Annotated in this window: 15 protein-coding genes, 2 tRNA genes and 1 rRNA gene; 13 read left to right on the top strand and 5 right to left on the bottom strand. The window is 38.4% G+C overall.

Translation table 11 applies throughout. The features are described from left to right. The first annotated feature begins 72 nt into the window (after positions 1 to 72). Positions 73 to 681, top strand: a complete 609-nt coding sequence (locus tag CVS97_RS00860; RefSeq protein ID WP_054196787.1) for a trimeric intracellular cation channel family protein — start codon at positions 73 to 75, stop codon at positions 679 to 681. Next, positions 678 to 1,664 (top strand): SAM-dependent methyltransferase, encoded by a 987-nt coding sequence (locus CVS97_RS00865; RefSeq protein ID WP_107784745.1) that lies wholly within the window; start codon positions 678 to 680, stop codon positions 1,662 to 1,664. Before CVS97_RS00860 ends, CVS97_RS00865 begins: the two co-directional genes overlap by 4 nt. Here the strand turns inward: CVS97_RS00865 and ybaK are convergent. Continuing rightward, on the bottom strand, positions 1,653 to 2,135 hold the full coding sequence (ybaK, locus tag CVS97_RS00870) for a Cys-tRNA(Pro) deacylase (protein WP_107784746.1): 483 nt from the start codon (positions 2,133 to 2,135) through the stop codon (positions 1,653 to 1,655). The genes CVS97_RS00865 and ybaK overlap by 12 nt on opposite strands. Positions 2,136 to 2,193: 58 nt before the next feature. Between ybaK and fliL the strand changes: the two genes are divergently transcribed. The 3 genes from fliL (at position 2,194) to CVS97_RS09370 (ending at position 3,986) form a co-directional block, all read left to right on the top strand. Further along, positions 2,194 to 2,730 (top strand): flagellar basal body-associated protein FliL, encoded by a 537-nt coding sequence (gene fliL / locus CVS97_RS00875; protein WP_084042196.1) that lies wholly within the window; start codon positions 2,194 to 2,196, stop codon positions 2,728 to 2,730. Then, the gene (gene acpS / locus CVS97_RS00880; protein WP_107784747.1) at positions 2,727 to 3,071 is read left to right on the top strand and encodes a holo-ACP synthase; all 345 of its coding nucleotides are present in this window, start codon (positions 2,727 to 2,729) and stop codon (positions 3,069 to 3,071) included. The genes fliL and acpS overlap by 4 nt, the downstream gene beginning before the upstream one ends. Before the next feature lie 144 nt (positions 3,072 to 3,215). Continuing rightward, positions 3,216 to 3,986 (top strand): hypothetical protein, encoded by a 771-nt coding sequence (locus CVS97_RS09370; RefSeq protein ID WP_107784748.1) that lies wholly within the window; start codon positions 3,216 to 3,218, stop codon positions 3,984 to 3,986. Positions 3,987 to 4,124: 138 nt separating this feature from the next. Here the strand turns inward: CVS97_RS09370 and radA are convergent, their stop codons facing one another. Genes radA through CVS97_RS00905 form a run of 4 tightly spaced genes read right to left on the bottom strand, consistent with a single transcriptional unit; the run spans position 4,125 to position 7,293 of the window. Continuing rightward, entirely contained in the window at positions 4,125 to 5,465 is a 1,341-nt protein-coding gene (radA, locus tag CVS97_RS00890) for a DNA repair protein RadA (RefSeq protein WP_107784749.1), read from the bottom strand. Then, on the bottom strand, positions 5,440 to 5,802 hold the full coding sequence (locus tag CVS97_RS00895; RefSeq protein ID WP_107784750.1) for a VanZ family protein: 363 nt from the start codon (positions 5,800 to 5,802) through the stop codon (positions 5,440 to 5,442). Before CVS97_RS00895 ends, radA begins: the two co-directional genes overlap by 26 nt. Continuing rightward, the gene (ftsY, locus tag CVS97_RS00900; protein ID WP_087580700.1) at positions 5,795 to 6,661 is read right to left on the bottom strand and encodes a signal recognition particle-docking protein FtsY; all 867 of its coding nucleotides are present in this window, start codon (positions 6,659 to 6,661) and stop codon (positions 5,795 to 5,797) included. The genes CVS97_RS00895 and ftsY overlap by 8 nt, the downstream gene beginning before the upstream one ends. Continuing rightward, entirely contained in the window at positions 6,661 to 7,293 is a 633-nt protein-coding gene (locus CVS97_RS00905; RefSeq protein ID WP_107784751.1) for a TlpA family protein disulfide reductase, read from the bottom strand. Before CVS97_RS00905 ends, ftsY begins: the two co-directional genes overlap by 1 nt. A 49-nt stretch (positions 7,294 to 7,342) precedes the next feature. Here CVS97_RS00905 and CVS97_RS00910 point away from each other — a divergent pair, with 49 nt between their 5' ends. The 8 genes from CVS97_RS00910 to CVS97_RS00945 all read left to right on the top strand — a co-directional run bounded on the left by CVS97_RS00910 (position 7,343) and on the right by CVS97_RS00945 (position 14,005). Then, positions 7,343 to 7,987: a 5-formyltetrahydrofolate cyclo-ligase gene (locus tag CVS97_RS00910; RefSeq protein WP_107784752.1), complete on the top strand. Its 645-nt coding sequence runs from the start codon at positions 7,343 to 7,345 to the stop codon at positions 7,985 to 7,987. Then, positions 7,908 to 9,461, top strand: coding sequence for a ribonuclease Y (gene rny, locus CVS97_RS00915; RefSeq protein WP_035167447.1), 1,554 nt, complete (start codon positions 7,908 to 7,910; stop codon positions 9,459 to 9,461). The genes CVS97_RS00910 and rny overlap by 80 nt, the downstream gene beginning before the upstream one ends. Before the next feature lie 9 nt (positions 9,462 to 9,470). Beyond that, positions 9,471 to 10,067: a lipid-binding SYLF domain-containing protein gene (locus CVS97_RS00920; protein ID WP_107784753.1), complete on the top strand. Its 597-nt coding sequence runs from the start codon at positions 9,471 to 9,473 to the stop codon at positions 10,065 to 10,067. After that, positions 10,067 to 10,633 (top strand): DedA family protein, encoded by a 567-nt coding sequence (locus CVS97_RS00925; protein WP_107784754.1) that lies wholly within the window; start codon positions 10,067 to 10,069, stop codon positions 10,631 to 10,633. The genes CVS97_RS00920 and CVS97_RS00925 overlap by 1 nt, the downstream gene beginning before the upstream one ends. Then, positions 10,630 to 11,970 (top strand): DUF945 family protein, encoded by a 1,341-nt coding sequence (locus CVS97_RS00930; protein ID WP_107784755.1) that lies wholly within the window; start codon positions 10,630 to 10,632, stop codon positions 11,968 to 11,970. Before CVS97_RS00925 ends, CVS97_RS00930 begins: the two co-directional genes overlap by 4 nt. Before the next feature lie 265 nt (positions 11,971 to 12,235). Next, a 16S ribosomal RNA gene (locus tag CVS97_RS00935) occupies positions 12,236 to 13,746 on the top strand. A gap of 94 nt (positions 13,747 to 13,840) precedes the next feature. After that, positions 13,841 to 13,917, top strand: a tRNA-Ile gene (locus CVS97_RS00940). A gap of 12 nt (positions 13,918 to 13,929) precedes the next feature. Further along, positions 13,930 to 14,005, top strand: a tRNA-Ala gene (locus CVS97_RS00945). Positions 14,006 to 14,255 lie beyond the last annotated feature (250 nt).

The raw sequence follows: 14,255 nt of genomic DNA on the forward strand, positions 1-14,255 counted from the left end.
CTAATGGTAAAAATATTATTAATGATTTTTTATGAGAGTTCATTATAAAATGCGACCTTTTAAGGGAAAAATATGAGTTTAATACTTTTTGTCGAATACGTCGGTATCGCATCAGCTGCACTTAGCGGGTTTTTATTTGCAGTAAAAAAGGAGTGCGACTGGCTTGGAGTCTTTTTGTCTGCATTTTTGACCGCACTTGGTGGCGGTATCATGCGTGATATGCTTGTTGGTAGGGCGGTTTATTCATTTACGCACTATATGCCAGTAAGCGTTGTTATTTTTATGTTGATTGTTTCAAGAGTGGCAAATTTACACATAAAAAGAGAAGGCTTGGAGCGAAAATTTGTATTCATCTTCGCCGATGCGATCGATGTTATCTGCTTTTCGATCGTTGGTGCGATGGTTGCTATTGAGTACAACTACAACATCTTTGGCGTGATGATGATCGCCTTTTTTAACGGCGTTGGCGGCGGTATCTTAAGAGATATATTGCTAAATGAAATTCCATGGTTTTTACGCACTGGACTTTACGGCACGATAAGCCTTGGTGTGGGGCTTGCTTACTTTGTGCTATATCATCTAGGTCTTACCAATATATTTTTTACCATGCTCTTGCTCGCTGCTGGCATTACAGTTAGGATGTTTGCATTTTATAGAGGCTGGAAGCTACCTGATCTATGAAATTTAGCGAGTTTTTTGATATCTGGGTCAATGAAAACTACTATAAATTTGGCGTAGATATCGGTAAAAAGGGCGATTTTTATACAAATGTAAGCGTTGGCTATCTTTTTGGTGCTTGCCTTGCGAACTACTTTTTAAAGCTGCTTAAAAACGGCGAAATTTCTAGCTCTTGCAAGGTCGTGGAGATCGGTGCGAACTCAGGCGATATGCTAGCTGACTTTGCGCAAGGAATTTTTACACTTGAGCCAGAAATTTTGCCAAATTTGGAGTTTATAATCATCGAACCTCATGAAATTTTACGCAAAAAACAGCTTGAAACCTTTAAAAATCGCTTTGGTGACGAGGTTAGAGTAGGGCACTATGAAAATTTGGACGAGTGCTCGTTTGATGAAATTTTTGTCATCTCAAATGAGCTACTTGACGCATTTGGTTGCGAGGTGATAGACGGACAAAATATACTTTTTGTGGATGATGATCTAAAATTTCACTGGCAAAAGGCGGATCAAAATTTACTAGCTCTTGCAAAAAAATTTGGCATAAAAAAGGGCGAGATATCAACTAGCTACGCTAAATTTGCGCTCCAGCTTGCAAATGCGGCAAAAAAGGTGAGATTTTTAAGCTTTGACTACGGCGAATTTGAGCCAAAAAATGAATTTAGTTTAAGGATTTTTAAAGACCATCAAGTATTTTCTTTATTTGAAATTTCAGATCTTGAGCCATATTTTAAAAGATCGGATCTAACATATAGCCTTTGCTTTAAGCAAGTAAAAGAGGCTTTTAGTGAGGCTGGCTTTAAGATGCTTAAATTTAAAAAACAAAACGAAGCTTTAGTTTGCGATCTTGGTGTGGATGAAATTTTATCTTTAGTACTTGAAAAAGGTAGCAAGCAAGCCTATGAAAATGCAGCCAAACAGGCGAAATTTCTACTCTCGCCCGAGTTTTTAGGCGAGAAGTTTAAATTTATAGAGTTTTTAAAGAGCTAGCCTAGCGATATTGACAAAACTTGCCTCGCAAGCCTTTAAAAGATCATTTGGTGCTATTTTTATCTGTTTGCCTCTTACTCCAGCACTTACTAACACGTATTCTTGCTCTTTTGCACGTTCATCGATAAATGTTGCAAAGTGTTTTTTCATAGCAAGCGGTGAGCAGCCGCCCCTGATGTAGCCAGTGATCTTTTCTAAGTCTTTTAAATTTATAAGCTCGCAGCGTTTGGCACCACACGCGTGAGCAAGTGCTTTTAGATCAAGCTCCAAATCGCCCTGCAAGCAAGCAACAACGAAATTTTTAGGCTCACACTCACAAACGATAGTTTTATAAATTTGCTTTATATCTTGCTTAGTGCTAGCTGCTACGTGGAGGGCTGAAAGATCGTTTAAATCGACCTCATACTCTAAAATTTCATAATTAATTTTTAGCTTGTCTAAAGCTCTAGCAGCATTTGTCTTATGTATCATTTTTTCTCATTTTTGCGAATTTTTTGTATAATTATAGCCAAAACTTAAAGGAGGAAAGATGGCTGAAGAAGTTGAAGAGAAAAAGGCAAAAAAAGGTGGCAATGGTGCATTAATGATAATTATCATTGCGATATTTGTTTTGCTGCTAGTTATTGGAGGGCTAGTCGCGTTTTTGATGCTTAGTTCTGACGAGCCAAAAGAGGCAAATATGATGCAAGCACCAGCTCAGACTCAAACGCAGTCCATGCCAGCTCAAAACAAGGCAAAGCATGGTAGCAACGACTATTCAAATATGGGGCCGATATATCCGCTTGATCAGTTTATTGTAAATTTGCTTAGCGAAAATGGCTCAAGATTTCTTAAAACAAAGATCGATATGGAGCAAAGCGATGAGTTGCTAACTCCTGAGCTTGATAAGAAAAAAGCACTTTTAAGAGATATTATTATCAGAACACTTTCATCAAAAACCTACGAAGAAGTAAGCACTGCAAAGGGCAAGGATAGGCTAAAAGACGAGATCGTCGGCAAGCTAAATGAAGTGCTAAATGATGGCTACATCAAAAACATATTTTTTACTGATTTTGTGGTGCAATGATAGGCATTGATATCGTTAAGATAGATAGAATTTCAAAACTTAAGGCTCGTTATGGCGAGCTTTTTTTAAAAAAATTTCTTAGTGATGACGAGATCACGCTAGCAAAAAACGATGCGACTTTGGCTGGATTTTGGGCGGCCAAAGAAGCAGCTAGCAAAGCCCTTGGTGTGGGCATCAGCAAAGAGTGTGGCTTTTTGGACATTGAGCTTAGCAAAGACGCAAAAAACGCACCAAAGATAAAATTTAGCACAAAAATTTATACAAATTTTAATATCAAAGAAGCAAGCCTTAGCATAACTCACGATGGCGGATTTGCCGTAGCTGCAGTGATGATTGTCTAAAATTTATGCATTTTTACAAAGCTTTTTAATATCTTTTAACTACTTCTGATAAATTTAAAAAACGTATTTTTATAAAATTTTTTAAAGAAAAGACGATATCTTTAATTAAGATTTAATGGAGCTAAAGAAACTAAGGATAGTAAAATGCAAATTTCTAATAATCTCCCAACTTCTAACTATCTCTCAAGAGAGAACATAGCAAGAGAGATGGGCTTTAAATTTAATGATATAAACGAGATACTTAGTAACGATATGGGTCATGGCATGGCATTTCCTAAGTATATGAGCCTAGACGATAAAGCTAAAGCAAGAGAATACGACAGATATGAGCACTCACTCACTGGCTTCGTAAAAGGTGAAGGAGATGCGAGAGTAAGCATACTTGGCAAGCTAATGGGCTATGACGACTCTTTTTCAAAAGATGAGATAGATGAGCTAAAGAAATTTATAGATGATAGTAGTGCTTTAGGGCTTGAGAGAGCTTTTGGTGACTCAGAGACTTTATCCGTTAATGAATTTATAAAAAGATATACCAGAAAGCATGGTTTCTCTGACTTTACCTTTGGTGGAACAAAAACAGCCGAGTTACTTGATAGCGATATGAGCGTTGATGAGTTTAAAGCTAATTGGACTAAATTTGCACTAAAAAAGCGCTTTGGTTTAGAGCTTGATGAGGAGCTAGCAAAAGAGACTATAAATTCCATCAATGATCTTGAAACACAAAACGAAGAAGATAAAAAAGAGAAGAAATTTACACCTATACAAGTTACTAAAAAATCTCACACCTATAAGCTTGAAGCCGATGAGAGATTTAAAGAGCTTTATAAATTTATAAAGAGTGAATTTGATAGTGGCAAGAGCATGTTTGAAATTTTAGAAAAAGTGACAAAGCTTAAAGTGGATAAGAGGGCATAGGTATTTTATAAGCAAAGAATGGAATTTTTATAATTTAAATTTCAAAGAAAAAAGCATAGATATCCTAAGACTTATGCAAAAGATAAAAATATGGTTTAGCCAGCAAAGTATTGATATTAAGTCGCTAGCAAGATAAATTTACATCCACTCAAGCACTTGCGTGATATCTTTGGCGTAAAAGCACTTTAGACCCTGCGTGTCAAGCGGCTTGTTTGGGATGATCGCATTTTTAAATTTCTGCATTTTTGCCTCTTTTAGGCGCTGATCTAGGTTGAAAATTTCTCTTATTTCGCCGTTTAGGCTTAGCTCACCGATGAATACACTATCCTTGCTAATAGGGCGGTTTTTGAAGCTACTGATTATCGCTGCAATGACGGCTAGATCGGCCGCAGTTTCGCTTATCTTAACTCCACCTGAAACGTTTATGAAGACGTCGTAGTGCCCAAGTGGAATTTCTAGCTTTCGCTCAAGAAGTGCTAGCAGCATATCTAGGCGGTTTCTCTCAAAGCCAGTCGAGCTTCGTTTTGGATAGGCGCTTTCGCAAACAAGTGCCTGAATTTCGATGCTAAGTGCCCTTGAGCCTTCCATTATGATGGTGATCGCACTGCCACTCATCGCTCCGCCACGTGTGAAAAATTTACTAGAAACCTCATTTGCGCTCACCAGTCCATGCTGACTCATCTCAAAGATGCCAACCTCGCTTGTTGAGCCAAAGCGGTTTTTAAACCCACGCAAAATTCTTAGCTCTCTGCTCGCGTCACCCTCAAAATAAAGCACCACATCGACCATATGCTCAAGTACCCTTGGTCCTGCGATCGAACCCTCTTTGGTGATGTGACCTATGATAAAAACGCAGATATTTTGGCTCTTTGCAAGCCTCATCAGCTCAAATGTGATCTCACGAACCTGCGTGATAGAGCCAGGGGCGGAGCTTATATTTTGGCTATAAAGTGTTTGAATAGAGTCGATTACTAGCACTTTGTAGTCGCTCTTTTGCACTTCAAGCAGGATATCTTCTAGACAAATTTCAGTTAGTAGGTATAAATTTTTATCCACCGCATTTAATCTGTCGGCTCTCATTTTTATCTGGCTTTGACTCTCTTCGCCACTTACATAGAGCGTTTTTTTACCGTCTTTTGCTAAATTTGAGCCAATTTTTAGAAGCAGGGTTGATTTGCCAATTCCTGGACTACCGCCTATTAAAACGAGTGAGCCTTCGACAACGCCACCACCAAGAACGAGGTCTAGCTCGCTATCTTTGGTGCTAAATCTCGTGAAATTTTGAATTTCTACCTCGTCGATACTTACAGCCTTGCTAGGCACTCCGGTGCTTTTTGCTATCTCTTTGCTTATCTTTATCTCTTGCTGACTAAGCTCGACAAAGCTATCCCAAGCCCCACATTGTGGGCATTTGCCTAGCCATTTACTCTGCTGATTTCCGCACGCTTGACATTCAAAAACTGGCTTTGTTTTTGCCATAAATTATCCTTTTTAAAATTTCAACTACTATCACTCCAAAAGCCGCTCCTATCATGTCAGTCACGATGTCAAGTAGGCTAAAGCTCCTGTTTGGTAAAAATGCTTGAACGAGCTCTATTTGCACACCGAAGGCTAAAAGTAGGGCTAAATTTTTAAAAATTTTAAACTCATAGCCAAGATAGAGCAGGATGTATAGGACGCAAAAAGCTAAAAAATGATTTGCTTTATCCCACGAATTTTCGATGATCATGGGACTTTTTGGAGTAAATGCAAGAAAATCAATCGCCAAAAGAGCGATAAAAAAGCAAATTTTACTAAGAAATTTTACCCTACTCAAAAATGGCGTCCATCAGCTCGTCTAAAAACTCGTCTGGGTTAAATTTGATGATATCGTCCATGCTCTCACCAACGCCTATATAAAATATAGGTAGCTCAAGCTCTCTTGCCACACCAAATAGCGCTCCGCCCTTTGCAGTGCCGTCAAGCTTTGTGATGATGACGCCATCAAGAGAGACGATCTCGTTAAATGCTTTTGCCTGCGCGACACCAGCGTTGCCCTGTGTGCCATCAAGGATGAGGATCTTGCGGTGAGGCGCCTTTTCGTAGGCTTTTTTGCTGATACGAACGATCTTATCAAGCTCGTTTGCTAAATTTGTCTGGTTTTGAAGTCTACCAGCTGTGTCAAGGATGACTCGGTCGATACCTTTTGCAAGGGCTGAGCTGATCGTATCGTAAGCAACAGCCGAAGGATCATGTCCTTGCTGTGTGGCGACTATTGGCACATTTAGTCTAATTGACCATTGGCGTAGCTGCTCGATCGCTCCAGCTCTAAATGTATCACAAGCACCCAAAATGACGCTTTTACCGTTATTTTTATATAAATTTGCAAGCTTTGCGATTGTGGTCGTCTTGCCAGCGCCATTTACGCCAAGGATGAGATCGACAAATGGCTTATCAGGCTCGATCACACGTTCGTTTTCGTAGATGAAATAGCTACTCATAACGCGCCTAAGATCAGCTCTGCTCACTTCATCTTGTGGCGGTAAGTAGTATAAAATTTCTTCCACGATCTCGTAAGCTACGTCGGCCTCAAGTAAAATTTCTTCTAAGCTTTCTTTGTCTATCTTTTTTGACTTCTTCGCTGAGCTTATCGCTCCAAAAGTCTTCTCAAGGCCTTTTTTTAGAAAATCAAGCATTATTTTGTTGCCCTATTTATGTCGTTTTCAAGCATCTCTTCAGGTACAAGACCGATGTAGCCCTGAACGTAGTCGCCATTTGCTTTAAAAAGTGCTGACGCAGGCAAGCCTTTTATACCGCCCATCGCTTTTTCAAATAAAAAATTTCCCTCGCCGACTGCGACTTCGTATTTTATTTTATATTTTTGAGCAAAATCTTTTACTTCATCTTCACTTTTGTCTTCAAGTAGCACACCAACGATATCTAGCTCGTTTTTAAATTTCTCGCTTAGGTTGTTTAAGTGTGGGATCTCAGCCTTGCAAGGAGGGCACCAAGTGGCAAAAAATACGTAAAGAGTTGCTTTTTTACCATCTTTTACGTCAAAGCCATTACTTCTTTTTGTAATCTGCATAGTTGCTCCACTTAGCAGCTTTAGATTTATCTCTTTTATCTCGTTGTCTTGGGTACTTTCACTCATTTTTGGAGTGAGTGAGTCTTTGCTTAAATTTTCATCTTTGCTAGCATTTTTATCTAAAATTTTGCCCTGCGTTTGTTCGCTTGTATTTTGCTCTTTTTTTTGCTTGTTATCGTCGCCGCATCCAAAAAATGCAAAAATGCAAAGTGATGTTATAATTGCTCGTTTTAATGTCATAAATTTCCTTTTGAATAAGATTTCAGGATTATACAAGAAAGAGCATAAAATGAGCGTTAATTTAGAAAAAAATGAATTTAGAAAAAATGCAAGAGCAAATTTGATGAAACTTACTAAATTTAAGGCCAAATGCTCGCACTATAAAGCTACGAAAACTCTTTTAAAATTGATAAATTTTACAAATTCTAAGAAAGTATTGTTTTATTTGCCACTTAACTACGAAGTCGATGTGCTTAAAATAAGGCGAAATTTATCACATAAATGTGAAATTTTTGCCCCTTTTATGGTAGGTCTTAGCTTAAAGATGGTAAGATTGCGACTGCCATTTATAACTTATAAATTTAACGTCAGACAGCCATCTGGCAAAAAAATGGATAATGTTAGACTTGATATGGCGGTAGTTCCAGCGATTGGGGTTGATGGAGCTATGGCTAGGATAGGGCACGGAAAAGGATTTTATGATAGATTTTTTGACTCTTTGCCCATTAAGCCAAAACGGATAGTTTTTCTTGAAATAAAAGACTTTTACACCAAAGATGTGCTTTCAAATGCACAAGACGCGGTAGCAGACTTTTATATAACCCCAAATAAAAATTATATAAAAAGAGGAATAAATGATAGAGGTTTTAATAGGCTTAGGAGCCGGTGTGGCGGGCGTTGGAGCAGGGTATCTATACGCCAAAAAGATAAATGATGCAAACTACAACATCTTCTTAGAACAAGCAAAAGCAAAAGCAAAAGCAATAGAATACGAAGCTGAACTAACGCTTAAAAATTCTAAAATTTCAGTACAAGAGGCTGAATTTGAGGCTAAAAAAAGATACGACGATAAGACTACAAAGCTTCAAAAAGAGTATGCAAGTAAATTTGATGAACTAACCAAAAAAGAGAAAATTTTGCTAAATGAGCAAGAGCTCTTAAACGAAAGTAAAGAGCTTTTTGAAAAAGATAAGCAAGATGCAAAGATAACTTACGAAGAGGGCTTAAATTTAAAAGCGACTTATCAAAACAAAGTAGAAGAGGCGATAAGAGTGCTTGAGCACGCTGCTGGCTTAACGGAAGAAGAGGCAAAAGAGGTCGTGCTTAAAAAGGTCGAAGAGAAGTCACGTGCGGATATCGCTCACATCGTTAGAAAATATGAAGAAGAGGCTAAAAGAGAGGCTAAAAAGAGAGTTAATTACATCTTGGCGCAGGCTACGTCAAGATTTGCTGGAGAATTTGCGGCTGAGCGTCTGATAAATGTCGTAAATATCAAAAACGATGAGCTAAAAGGTAGGATCATTGGTAAAGAGGGACGTAATATCAAGACCCTTGAAATGGTGCTTGGCGTTGATATCATCATCGACGACACGCCTCACGCGATCATACTAAGTAGCTTCAACCTTTACAGACGTGCTATTGCAACAAGAGTGATCGAGCTTTTGGTAGAGGATGGAAGAATCCAGCCTGCGAGGATAGAAGATCTTCACAAGAAAGTGACTGAAGAATTTGAGCAAAGTATACAAGAAGAGGGCGAAAATATCGTCATGGATCTTGGTCTAAATAAAATTCATCCAGAGATCGTAAAACTAATAGGCAAGCTTAAATTTAGAGCAAGCTACGGACAAAATGCCCTTGCGCACAGCCTTGAAGTAGCTCACCTTGCTGGCATCATTGCAGCTGAGTGTGGCGGAGATGAGAAGCTTGCAAAAAGAGCTGGCATACTTCACGATATCGGTAAGGCGCTAACTCACGAGTATGAGGGTAGTCACGTTGATCTTGGAGCTGAAATTTGTAAACGCTATAAAGAGCATCCAGTAGTTATCAATGCCATTTATGCCCATCATGGACACGAAGAAGCAACAAGTATAGAAAGTGCAGCTGTTTGCGCAGCTGACGCACTAAGTGCAGCTCGTCCAGGTGCAAGGCGTGAGGTGCTTGAGAGCTTCTTAAAGCGTGTCGAAGAGATCGAAAACATCGCAAAAAGCAAAGATGGTATCAAGCAAGCTTATGCGATCAACGCTGGCCGCGAAATTCGTGTCATCGCAAATGCTAAACTCATAAACGACGACGAGGCCGTGCTTGTAGCAAAAGAGATAGCTCAAGAGATTGAGAGCAAGGTGCAGTATCCTGGTGAGATAAAGGTAAGTGTCATCAGAGAGACTCGTGCTGTTGATTTTGCAAAATAACGGCAGAATATGAAATTTCTTTTTTCAATTTTATTATTTTTCTCACTTGGCTTTGCCAGTGAGGAGCTCGTGCTGGACTCGGCTAACTCGTTTATAACAACGATGAGAGGCGCTAGAAACGCTCCTATAAAAGAGCTAATCGAGCAGTCAAAAGCGACTATCATCTTTCCAAGTGTTAAAAAGGTCGGTTTTGTAGTTGGTGGTATGGGTGGAGATGGCATCATGGTTGTTGGTAACATTAACTCGCCAAGTGAAATTTTACCAGTTAGCATAAGTGGCGGCAGCATCGGTATACAGCTTGGTTATGAAGATAGTTCACTTGTGCTTTTTATATTTAAAGATAGCATTATCCACGATATTAAAGATGCCAAGATTACGCTTGACACGAAGCTTTCAGTAGCTTTTGGTGACATTGGACGCAATTACAGTAAAGTAAGCGATTTTAAATTTTCAAGTGATATTTACGCATATGCCGCAAATGATGGTTTTTTTGCGGGAGCTAGCTTTGGTGGAGCAGTCATCAGTGCAAGGGAAGAAATTTTAAAGCAAAGTGGCTATGCCTATGAACAGCTAATAGCCTCAGCATCTAAACTTTTAGGATATTAATGCAAGATATCATAAACTCAGTTTCAACATACGGCTATATTGTATTGTTTTTTTATAGTCTTGGTGGCGGTATGGTTGCATTAATCGCCGCTGGAATTTTAAGTTTTGCCGGTAAGATGGATATCACTCTTAGTATAATTGTCGCTGCTGTGGCAAATACAATCGGCGATACGCTAATTTTTTATGTCGCAAGATTTAATAAAGACTCACTTATGCCTTATATCAAAAATCATAAAAGAAAGCTTGCTTATGCAGGAATTTTGGCCAAAAAACACGGCGATAAGATAATATTTATCAAAAAATTTATCTACGGAGTTAAAACTTTGGTCCCTATCGCGCTTGGACTTACGAAATACTCTTTTTATAAATTTAGCATTATAAATTTGATCTCGTCAGTGCTTTGGGCGATCATTATTGGGTTTGCTAGCTTTAAAGCGGGCGATTATTTTGTAGGTGCAAGCGACTATCTTGGCGAGCATGGATATATTATGCCTCTTGCTATGGTTTGTTTGTTGCTTGGAATTTGGTTTTTTTTACAACATATTACAAAAAGGAGAAAAGCATGAAAAAGGTGATATCTGCTTTAATCGTAGTTATCGTGGTAGCCATTGGAGCGGTTTATTTTGCTTCAAATGAGGTAGAGAAAAACTATCAAAGGATAGTGAATGATCTAAATAATATTAAGGGCTTTAAAATTTCTAATAACAATTACAAAAAAGGTTTTTTTGGTTCAAAAGGATCATTTGATTTTAGTGTTTCAAAAGATCTTTTGGAAAATATATTTGGTAAAAATGTAAATGAGGATTTGGTTTTTAAAGTAGAAAATGAAATTTCTCATACAGTGCTTGCTTTTATAGATGGCTTTGAAATAGACTCAAAAATTTCTATCCAAAACGATATGATTAAAAACATTATCGCAACATTCATGGGTTCAAATGTTATTGCAACGACTAAAACAAAAGTTAGCCTAACTGGCGATAAAGATGTGGATATCAAATTTAGCAATATTGAATTTAACGATAAGCAGAAAACTGCCGTTAATACAAAAGATATAAAGATTGGTATGACGCTTGATTCAAAAGATAGTATAAACAGCTTAAAGGTTGAAGCAGATAAGATTGTTTTGAAAGATTTTAGTGAGTACAACAAAGTTGATCTAAATATCGAAGGATTTTATATCGACTCAAGCTATAAAGAGCCAGTTAAGATTTCAAAAATTTTAGAGAGTCAGCTTGTGCCTTATTTAGCAAAAGTTAAATTTAAAAGGGTGTCTTTCGCATCTAATGATGTAAGTAATATTTTGATAGATGACTTTAAGTATGACTCAAAATTTGAAATCTCAAATGATCTTGGAAGATCAGACGATGTTATAAAAATAGGTATAGTAGCAGTTGATAAAGTAAAATATACAGATTTTGTCTTTGATAGCAAAATCGCAAATATCAATGTGCCTGCATTAAATAATGTATTAGACAAGCTTAATAATTTAAATAATGAAGAAAATTATAATGTTTTAGCTGGATTAAATTTTGATGAGACAATAGATCAAATCTTAGAAAAGAATCCAAGTATAAAAATAGATACATTAAGCTTTAAAAAAGGAGATAAGACTTTAAAGCTAAATTTGGATGCAGCAGTAAATGGCTTTAAAAAGGGAACAAATCAGTCAGAAATTTTTGATAAATTATCTCTTAGTGGAAAAATAAGTGTCGATGAAAGTCTGACGAATTTTTTTGATACACTAGTGCCAGAAGTAGCTTTTGTTGAGCCTACTTTGATATCTGCTGGATATTTTAAAGAAGAGGACAAAAAAGTAATAAGTGAATTTAAATATGATCCAAACAAAAAAGATATTATATTTAATGGAAAAGTTGGACTTCAAAATTTCTTTATGGGTTTTTAAAAAATTAGCCTGATTTTTATCTGTATTTAAGCATCACTTCTATATACTTCACTTTCTGTTTTGCAAAACGCAGAGCAGAAAGTTCTTTTAACTTACAATTGTTAAACTATTAGTCAATCTTTGAAATCTAAACAAGTGATCGATTGAGCCAGTCTATTATTTTATAATTTATAATAGATTAGACAAACTAATAAATAAAACTAAAAGTTTTTTTGATTAAAAACTTCATAATAAAATCCTATTAAATAAATTTTGATAGGTAATTAATATGGAGAGTTTGATCCTGGCTCAGAGTGAACGCTGGCGGCGTGCCTAATACATGCAAGTCGAACGGACAAGTAAGAGCTTGCTCTTATGAGTTAGTGGCGCACGGGTGAGTAATGTATAGCTAATCTGCCCTACACTAGAGGACAACAGTTGGAAACGGCTGCTAATACTCTATACTCCTGTCTTACATAAGTTAGATAGGGAAAGTTTTTCGGTGTAGGATGAGGCTATATTGTATCAGCTAGTTGGTGAGGTAATGGCTCACCAAGGCTATGACGCATAACTGGTCTGAGAGGATGATCAGTCACACTGGAACTGAGACACGGTCCAGACTCCTACGGGAGGCAGCAGTAGGGAATATTGCTCAATGGGGGAAACCCTGAAGCAGCAACGCCGCGTGGAGGATGACACTTTTCGGAGCGTAAACTCCTTTTGTTAGGGAAGAACAATGACGGTACCTAACGAATAAGCACCGGCTAACTCCGTGCCAGCAGCCGCGGTAATACGGAGGGTGCAAGCGTTACTCGGAATCACTGGGCGTAAAGGACGCGTAGGCGGATTATCAAGTCTCTTGTGAAATCCTATGGCTTAACCATAGAACTGCTTGGGAAACTGGTAATCTAGAGTGAGGGAGAGGCAGATGGAATTGGTGGTGTAGGGGTAAAATCCGTAGAGATCACCAGGAATACCCATTGCGAAGGCGATCTGCTGGAACTCAACTGACGCTAATGCGTGAAAGCGTGGGGAGCAAACAGGATTAGATACCCTGGTAGTCCACGCCCTAAACGATGTATACTAGTTGTTGCTAAGCTAGTCTTGGCAGTAATGCACCTAACGGATTAAGTATACCGCCTGGGGAGTACGGTCGCAAGATTAAAACTCAAAGGAATAGACGGGGACCCGCACAAGCGGTGGAGCATGTGGTTTAATTCGAAGATACGCGAAGAACCTTACCCGGACTTGATATCTAACAAATCATCTAGAGATAGAAGAGTGTCTGCTTGCAGAAATGTTAAGACAGGTGCTGCACGGCTGTCGTCAGCTCGTGTCGTGAGATGTTGGGTTAAGTCCCGCAACGAGCGCAACCCACGTCATTAGTTGCTAACAGTTCGGCTGAGCACTCTAATGAGACTGCCTTCGTAAGGAGGAGGAAGGTGTGGACGACGTCAAGTCATCATGGCCCTTATGTCCGGGGCGACACACGTGCTACAATGGCATATACAATGAGAAGCAATATCGCGAGATGGAGCAAATCTATAAAATATGTCCCAGTTCGGATTGGAGTCTGCAACTCGACTCCATGAAGCCGGAATCGCTAGTAATCGTAGATCAGCCATGCTACGGTGAATACGTTCCCGGGTCTTGTACTCACCGCCCGTCACACCATGGGAGTTGATTTCACTCGAAGCCGGAATACTAAATTAGTTACCGTCCACAGTGGAATCAGCGACTGGGGTGAAGTCGTAACAAGGTAACCGTAGGAGAACCTGCGGTTGGATCACCTCCTTTCTAGAGTACATATAGATATTCTCTCACAAGATATCTATAAGAAAGATATTCTCAATCATCCTTGTTTAGTTTTGAAAGATTGATAGACCTATAGGGGCCTATAGCTCAGCTGGTTAGAGTGCACCCCTGATAAGGGTGAGGTCACAAGTTCAAGTCTTGTTAGGCCCACCAGAGAATTTAATTGGGGAATTAGCTCAGCTGGGAGAGCGCCTGCTTTGCACGCAGGAGGTCAGCGGTTCGATCCCGCTATTCTCCACCATAAAATAGTTTAACTATATTAAGTCTAATTAGAGAGCTTAAAAATTTAAACTTTCTAATTAGACTTTTGTCTAAATGTTCTTTTAATTAATATTGTTAATAGTCACAAGCAAGTTTTAAAAACAATTTTACAGGACTTGTTAAAGATTTAAATTTCTATTCTCTTTGTATTTAATGCAAAAGTTTGACATCACAATCTATTTAGGATTTAAAACTTATCTAAATAGTAGTCAATGCTTTCCGTCTTGAGA

It is taken from the genome of Campylobacter concisus (assembly GCF_003049735.1).
GTDB lineage: Bacteria > Campylobacterota > Campylobacteria > Campylobacterales > Campylobacteraceae > Campylobacter_A > Campylobacter_A concisus_AN.